Annotated in this window: 8 protein-coding genes; 5 read left to right on the forward strand and 3 right to left on the reverse strand. The window is 33.9% G+C overall.

Features of this window, described 5'->3' with window-relative positions; translation table 11 throughout:
- Together feoB and ACE01P_RS24150 are read left to right on the forward strand one after the other, a co-directional pair.
- The coding region (gene feoB, locus ACE01P_RS24145; RefSeq protein ID WP_379701616.1) for a ferrous iron transport protein B at positions 1-1976 on the forward strand (1976 nt) is incomplete at its 5' end.
- Between the two features lie 6 nt (positions 1977-1982).
- Positions 1983-2108 carry a FeoB-associated Cys-rich membrane protein gene (locus ACE01P_RS24150; RefSeq protein WP_085949274.1) on the forward strand — a complete coding sequence of 42 codons (126 nt, stop codon included), beginning with the start codon at positions 1983-1985 and terminating at the stop codon, positions 2106-2108.
- A 514-nt stretch (positions 2109-2622) separates the two neighbouring features.
- Here the strand turns inward: ACE01P_RS24150 and ACE01P_RS24155 are convergent.
- The 3 genes from ACE01P_RS24155 to ACE01P_RS24165 all read right to left on the reverse strand — a co-directional run bounded on the left by ACE01P_RS24155 (position 2623) and on the right by ACE01P_RS24165 (position 5202).
- On the reverse strand, positions 2623-3276 hold the full coding sequence (locus ACE01P_RS24155; protein WP_379701617.1) for an HD domain-containing protein: 654 nt from the start codon (positions 3274-3276) through the stop codon (positions 2623-2625).
- A 138-nt stretch (positions 3277-3414) separates the two neighbouring features.
- Entirely contained in the window at positions 3415-4410 is a 996-nt protein-coding gene (locus ACE01P_RS24160; RefSeq protein WP_379701618.1) for an acyl-ACP desaturase, read from the reverse strand.
- A 45-nt stretch (positions 4411-4455) separates the two neighbouring features.
- A complete protein-coding gene (locus ACE01P_RS24165; protein WP_379701619.1) occupies positions 4456-5202 on the reverse strand; it encodes a lysophospholipid acyltransferase family protein in 747 nt (248 codons plus the stop codon).
- Positions 5203-5327: 125 nt separating this feature from the next.
- Here ACE01P_RS24165 and rnpA point away from each other — a divergent pair, with 125 nt between their 5' ends.
- From rnpA to ACE01P_RS24180, 3 genes are all read left to right on the forward strand, one after another.
- Complete coding sequence (gene rnpA / locus ACE01P_RS24170) at positions 5328-5732, forward strand: ribonuclease P protein component (RefSeq protein ID WP_379701620.1); 405 nt, start codon at positions 5328-5330, stop codon at positions 5730-5732.
- Positions 5733-5802: 70 nt separating this feature from the next.
- Positions 5803-6645, forward strand: coding sequence for a DUF4349 domain-containing protein (locus ACE01P_RS24175; protein WP_379701621.1), 843 nt, complete (start codon positions 5803-5805; stop codon positions 6643-6645).
- A gap of 2 nt (positions 6646-6647) precedes the next feature.
- On the forward strand, positions 6648-7547 hold a 900-nt coding region (locus ACE01P_RS24180), incomplete at its 3' end, for a S41 family peptidase (RefSeq protein WP_379701623.1).

A 7547-nucleotide genomic window follows, 5' to 3' on the forward strand; every position in this document is an offset into this window, starting at 1 on the left:
AGAAAATCGGATTCTGTAAATTACCTAATAACATAAAAGCGAATATTCTAGATTTACCTGGAACGTACAGTTTGAACGCAAGTTCGATGGACGAAAGCGTGGTAATCGAACTTTTGCTAAACAAAAACGATAAATTATATCCAGATGTAGCAGTTGTTGTTACAGATGTTGAAAATCTGAAACGAAACTTATTAATCTACACTCAAATAAAAGACCTTGAGATTCCGACGATTTTGGTCATCAACATGTCAGATCGTATGGAGCGCAAAGGAATTTCTTTGGATATTCCGTATTTAGAAGACAAACTAAAAACGAAAATTGCCTTAGTAAGTTCGCGAAAAGGTTTAGGAATTGAAGAGTTAAAAGAATTGATTGTTTCTTATAAAACGCTTCCGCACGAACCATGTTTGAATGCTTCTGTAATTGATCCTGAATATTTTGAAAAATTACAAAAAGCATTTCCAAACCAATTGATGTACAAATTGTGGTTGGTAATTACGCAAGATGTCAATTTCTTGAATTTAGATCGAAATGAAATCAGAAGCACTTTTACTAAATCGCATTCTGAATTAAAACGTTTACAGCAAAAAGAAACCATCAAAAGATATCAGTTTATCAATGATGTTTTAAAAGAAGGTTTGAAAGTCGATGCTTCTATGGCAAAAGACATTCGTGCAAAACTTGATCGCGTTTTGACGCACAAAGTTTGGGGCTACTTCATTTTCTTTGCGATTTTATTTTTGATTTTCCAATCGATTTTCAGCTGGTCAACCATTCCGATGGATTTCATTGACAGCACTTTTGCTTCTTTAAGCAGCTGGGTTGCTGAAGAATTGCCAAGCGGTATTTTAACCGATTTGCTTTCGCAAGGAATTATTCCTGGAATTGGCGGCGTTATTATTTTCATTCCGCAAATTGCATTTTTATTCTTATTCATTTCGATTTTGGAAGAAAGCGGTTATATGAGCCGTGTCGTATTCTTAATGGATAAAATCATGCGTAAGTTCGGACTTTCGGGAAAAAGTGTTGTGCCTTTAATTTCTGGAACAGCTTGTGCGATTCCGGCAATTATGGCAACTCGAAATATTGAAAATTGGAAAGAACGTCTTATTACAATCTTAGTAACGCCATTCACGACTTGTTCTGCAAGATTACCGGTTTATGCGATTATTATTTCGCTTGTCGTACCAAGTAAACGCATTTTTGGATTTTTAAATGTTCAAGGATTAACCTTAATGGCACTTTATGTTTTAGGTTTCTTCATGGCAATTCTGTCAGCTTATATTTTAAACAAAGTTTTAAAACTAGACTCTAAAACCTATTTCGTAGTCGAAATGCCAAGTTATAAAATGCCACTTTTCAAAAATGTCGGAATTAATGTGGTCGAAAAAACAAAAGCATTTATTGTTGGTGCAGGTAAAATCATTTTGGCGATTTCTGTTATTCTTTGGTTTTTGGCTTCTTACGGTCCTGGAAAAGAATTCAATGAGGCAGAAACTATCGTAAAAGAAAGATTTGCCAATACTACTTTGGATGAAACACAATTTGAAAATGAAGTTAATTCTCAAAAACTAGAGAATTCATATATCGGATTAATGGGACGCGCGATTGAACCAGCCATTCAGCCTTTGGGTTACGACTGGAAAATCGGAATTGCCTTAATCAGTTCGTTTGCAGCGCGTGAAGTTTTCGTTGGAACTTTAGCGACGATTTACAGCGTTGGAGATACCGACAACGAATCGACGATAAAAAGCAAAATGCAAGCAGAAGTACGTCCAGATACTGGAAAGAAAGTATTTGACTTTGCAACAGGAATTTCTTTATTGCTGTTTTATGCTTTTGCTATGCAATGCGCCAGTACATTGGCCATTACAAAAAAAGAAACCAATTCGTGGAAATGGCCTGCTATGCAGTTAGTTTTCATGAGCGGATTGGCTTATTTTACCGCATTAATTGCGTATCAACTTTTAAAATAAAAAGTTATGTTTCAAGAAATTATTGCCTTCGCCATATTAGGATTTGCAGTTGCTTTTCTAATCAAAAAATTCTTTTTTAAATCTAAAAAGAAAAAAGACTGCGGCGGTGGAACCGATTGCGGATGTTCTTAATTTTATTTAAAGGAACAAAAGTGCTAAGGTTTATAGGCACAAAAGGGAAAGCTTCAAATAGAAATTAAAATCTATTTGAAGCTTTTTCTTTTAAAATCAAAATGTCTTATTTTGATATTTTAAAAGCCAAAAGTAACTCGTTTGTATATTTTTCTTAACTTACATTTGCTTTTTAAAATTCATCGCAAATGACACAAGAAGATAGAATAGAAATAGTAAGAGACAATAGAGTTGCTCGCTTGCTTTGGTTTGCAATAGGTTTTTTCTGTGCTACAATTATTACTTATTTGATAATGAAAAACAGTTAGTAGTTTTTTTGATTCTTTTATTCGAAAGAGCAAGAATGAAATCTCAATTGTGACCAATTCTAATAATTTATAAACGACCTTAAATACAAAACGGCTCTATATTGGAGCCGTTTTAATTTTATATTCTGAAAGTTTAGATTTTATAGAGAAAAGAAATAAGATGAAAGATCATATTTGGACAGAAAATAGAGACTTTCAACTGAACGTTATTTCAACCCTTCCCACTCTGCGTAAAACTGAGAAAGGAAAGATTCCATAAAGCGATGTCTTTCAGCAGCAATTTCTTTTCCTTTTTCTGTATTCATTTTATCTTTTAGCAATAAAAGCTTTTCGTAAAAATGGTTTATCGTTGGAGCGTTATTCTTTTTATACTCCTCTTTTGTCATATTGGTCACAGGAGCAATATCCGGATTGTATAAAGAACGGTTCTTAAATCCGCCATAATTAAAAGCCCTCGCAACACCGATTGCACCAATCGCATCTAACCGGTCTGCGTCTTGCACAACATCCAATTCGACCGAAGAGAACTTTCTTTCGAAATTTCCACCTTTATAAGAGATATTTTCAATGATATTGACAACATGAGCAATTATCTCCTCAGAAACATTTTCGGCCTCTAAAAACGCTCTTGCCGTTTTTGGCCCAATTGTTTCATCTCCATTGTGAAATTTACTGTCGGCAATATCGTGCAATAAAGCACCCAATTGCACTACCGTAAGATCGCACTCCGTTTCTTTAGCAATCAAAATTGCATTTTTAAAAACGCGTTCTATATGAAACCAATCATGTCCGCCTTCGGCATCGTTTAGTTTTTCTTTAACAAAAGCAATGGTTTTAATAATCAGTTGTGAATCGCTCATATAGAAGTTTTTACGGTTTATAAAAAAAGTTGATTGTCAAAGATTTTTAGATCTTCAACAACCAACAATGTATTCTTTTTTTAACTAAAGCAACAAAGTTGCTTTAGATGATTTGTCTCAAATTCTAAAATCTGAAATCTACAATCTCGCAGGTTCTACCCATTTAAAGATATGAGATTCTTTAGGAATCACAATTCTTTCAGAGACTTTCGCCATACGAGCTGGTAATTTCATTAAGTAATCACGAGCTTTTTCAGCTTCATCTGTCAAATTGCTAATTTTGTCAATTTCCCATTTGTTGATTAACTTCTGCATGATGTCAACATAATCGTTTGCTGTGTAAACACCAATACGTTGTGCTGAATCTGAGAATTGCTCGAAAGCTGTACTTATTTTTTGTCCAGATTCTCTCAAGAAGTGAGCTGGCATAACGATTTTTTGTTTCATCATGTATTGAAACGCCAACATCATTTCGCTTGGATCTACTTGGAAAATTCTCGTAACAAATTCGCTATATGCATGGTGGTGACGCATTTCATCACCAGCAATCATTTTACACATTTTAGACAACTTGTTATCACCAAATTTCTTAGCCATTTGCGCTACTCTATTGTGCGAAACATAAGTTGCTAATTCCTGAAAACTAGTGTATACAAAGTTTTTGTATGGGTCAGTTCCAGTTCCAATATCAAAACCGTCGTTGATCAAGTGTTGAGTCGTCATTTCGATTTCGCGCATGTTCACACGACCAGACAAATACAAGTATTTATTTAAAAGATCGCCGTGGCGGTTTTCCTCTCCAGTCCATTGTTTAACCCATTTGGCCCAACCGTTTCCTTGGTTTCCTTCAGTTTGATCAATTCCTTCTACATCCATTAACCAAGACTCATATGTAGGCAAAGCTTCTTCTGTGATTGTGTCACCAACAAGCGTAACCCAGAAATCGTATGGAAGTTCTTTAGCAATCTCACGCAATTCTTTTACCTCCTCAAAGAAGTTTTCTCCTTGAGAATTCGGTAAAAAATCAGACGGCTGCCAAATTTTTTCCACTGGAATTAAATACTGTTCAACGAAGCTATCCACGTTTTTTTCCAAAAACTGCATTACTTCTAATCTAATGTTTTTTATAGACATTACTTATTATAGATTTGGGTTTTACATTTTAGCTCGGACTAAAACTTAAACCTGTTTATATTCATTTATTCCTTCTTTAACTGCTTTTTCAGTAATCTCCATCAGCTCTTCAAATTTGTAATCTTTGACAGCCAAAGCTGGATGAGCTGTAAATTTCAGGTGATTTCCTAAACCAACAGGAAAAAAACCAAATTTTACCATTTTCCAAGAATTATTGATACTCACGGGCACAACGTATGCAGATGGCGCATATTTGCATAAAATCTTTAAACCGCTTTGCGCAAATTCTTTTGGTACTCCCGTTTTACTTCTTGTTCCTTCTGGAAAGATCACGGCAGATCTTGTGTTTTTTTCGATATATTCAGACAAGCCTTTAATAACTGGTATTGCTTGTTTAGGGTCTTTACGGTCAATAAGTACCGATCCTCCGTATTTCAAATTATAAGAAACACTCGGAATTCCGCTACCTAACTCCTTCTTACTTACAAATTTACAATGAAAACGTCTAAAGTACCAAATCATTGCCACGATATCATACATACTTTGGTGATTTGCCACAAATATAATCGGCACGCCCTTCGGAATTGTATCTCTGTTTTCGATCGTATATCTCGTTCCCACAAGATTCGTACATCTTAAAAGGAAAAAGTTTAAATAATCAACACTTTTTTTGTGAGCCTGGTAGCCAAAAACATTTAAACAAATCCACTGAATTGGGTGAAAAACAACCAAACATAAACCAAATAATAAATAGTAAATTACCGATATAGGATAAGATATAATTTTTTCCATGCTTCAAAAATTAATGCGCAAAAGTAGTAAATATATTTTTAGACTTATTAAAATTGAAAACAATAACTGTTTTTCTGGTTTAATTGTACCTTTGCACTAGAATTTGCAAATTTTTTCTGAATTAAATGAACTTTACTTACCCTAAAAACGAGCGTTTAAAGAGCAAAACCACGATTGGATTACTGTTTTCTGAAGGAAAATCGGTGTCTAAATATCCTCTTCGTTTGGTTTATCGTCAAGCGGAAGAAAATTCAGAAGAAGAAACCAAGATTGGCGTTTCAGTTTCAAAGAAATACTTCAAAAAAGCTGTAGATCGAAATTACTTCAAAAGAGTTTTGAGAGAAACCTATCGATTAAACAAAAATCTGCTTTTGGATAATCTAGATCAGCCGTATTCTATAATGCTTTTTTATCAGACCAAAGACCGTTTATCTTATGACGAAATCAATACCAAAATGATTCAGTTGTTTGAGAAATTTACAGCCCAAATCAATAAAACTGAAGATTCTGAACCAAAAACAGAAGCGTAAATTTCAAAACGTAAGATAATTAATCAAGTTAGGCAAAAAAATCGTAGTTTTAGCTCTAAATTGAAATTTTATGCGACATATTTTCCTTTTATCATTCTTATTTTTAATTCTTTCTGGATGTAGTAAAGCTGGAAGTGCCAATGAAGAAGCAATTTCTATACAGGCAGTAAAACTTCCTGCAAAAGCAGAAGCTGGCTCTGATTATAAAGATGCTGATCCTATAGCAGCACCAGCTTCAAAAGTCAAACAAGAAATTGAACAAAAGATTATAAAAGAAGCCACTTTACGTTTTGAAACCGATAATTTGGAAAATACTTTCAATCAAATTCAAAAAGCGGTTACAAATAGTAAAGCAAGAATCATTAACGATTCTGAGGGAAAAGATTATGGAACCATTTCTAGAAATCTAACAGTAAAAGTTCCGAGCCAAAATTTTGACCGTTTTATAAGTGACGTCTCTAAAGGTGTCTCTTACTTTGAAGTTAAAAATATTTCAGCCGAAGATGTAACAGAACAATACATCGATCTGACTTCTAGATTAAAAACAAAGAAAAAACTCGAAGAACGTTATCTTGAAATTTTAAAGAAAGCCAATAAAGTCAGTGAGATTTTAGAAATTGAAGAACAAATCTCGACAATTCGCGAAGAAATAGAATCGAAAGAAGGTCAATTGAAATATTTAGAAAGCCGCGTTTCTGAAAGCACAATTACTATTGCATTTTATAAATTAATACCTGAAAAAGAAGGTATCAAAATATCTTACGGCTCCAAACTTTGGAATGCCATTGAATCTGGATTCTATACTTTATCCGATTTATTGATTTCGCTATTAAGCGCTTGGCCGTTTGTCATTTTATTTGTTGTATTTGCCTATTTTATTAGAAAAAGATTAAAAAGAAGAAAAAAAGAATAATCATGTATCCGTATTTCAAGAAGAAATTTATTATACCAGTCGCTGCGGCGGGAATGTTGTTTGTTGGAACCAGTTTTAAAGAAGACTTTTTTGAAATTGCCAAACAGATCGAGATTTTTACAACTTTGTTTAAAGCTGTAAACACCAATTATGTTGACGAAACCAATCCGGGAGATTTGATGGATAAAGCAATCAAAAGCATGTTGGGAAGTCTGGATCCGTACACTGTTTACTTCAATGAACAAGATGTTGTCAATTTCAAAATCAATAATACTGGAGAATATACTGGAATCGGCGCTTTGATTTCAAGAAAAAAAGATCGTCTGATTGTTCGCGAACCTTATAAAAATTACCCTGCAGATAAAGCCGGACTTAAAGCAGGAGACGAAATCATTCAAATTGGAGATGTTTTAATTGCCGATTTTAAAGACGATGCTTCGCAATTATTAAAAGGAACAAAAAACACCAAAATCAATATCAAATATCTTCGTCAAGGAAAACCAAACACTACTGTTTTAGTTTTGGATGAAGTAGATATTAAATCGGTTCCTTTTTACGGAAAGATTGATGACAAAACCGGTTATATCGTTTTGGCGCATTTTAGCAGAAAAGCTTCGGCCGAAGTAAAAGAAGCTCTTGAAAAACTAAAAGCAGACGGAGCAACGCAAATTGTTTTGGATTTACGCGGAAATCCTGGAGGTTTATTAAACGAAGCTATTGATATCTGTAATTTATTTGTTCCGAAGAATGAAGTTATTGTGACGACTAAATCACGAATTGAAAAACACAATAACACTTATAAAACGCTGAAAGAGCCAATTGATACTGAAATTCCGTTAGCAATTTTAGTAAACGGAAGAAGTGCTTCTGCATCAGAAATTGTTTCTGGTGCTTTACAAGAT

The organism is Flavobacterium sp. HJSW_4 (assembly GCF_042436695.1).
GTDB lineage: Bacteria > Bacteroidota > Bacteroidia > Flavobacteriales > Flavobacteriaceae > Flavobacterium.